The following is a 260-nucleotide window of genomic DNA, read 5'->3' as shown; positions in this document are numbered from 1 at the left end:
CGTAGATGCCGAGGATCGCGACCATCAGCGCGCCGAACGCCGGGGCCGGCAGGTAGCGGAAGAATTCGAGGAACGGCTCCTGCAGCCGCGCGAGCGCGCTGAACGTGCCGCACACGATGCCGAGCGGCACGCCGATCGCGGACGAAATCACGAAGCCCCAGAAGATGATCCGGATGCTGTGCCACAGGCTCTCGTGCAGCCACACGCCGTCGCGCGACGCGGGCGGCGTCGTGAACGCGGTATAGAACGCGCGCAGCACC

At 68.5% G+C, this 260-nt stretch carries 1 pseudogene; it reads right to left on the bottom strand.

Going from position 1 to position 260, the window contains the following annotated elements:
• Nucleotides 1-260, bottom strand: a pseudogene (locus SB786_RS36760) (ABC transporter permease); the annotation flags it as partial.

Origin of the sequence: Burkholderia sp. SIMBA_062, from assembly GCF_046534765.1 — a bacterium.
GTDB classification, from domain to species: domain Bacteria; phylum Pseudomonadota; class Gammaproteobacteria; order Burkholderiales; family Burkholderiaceae; genus Burkholderia; species Burkholderia ambifaria.
This window is presented reverse-complemented; position numbering and strand designations above follow the sequence as displayed.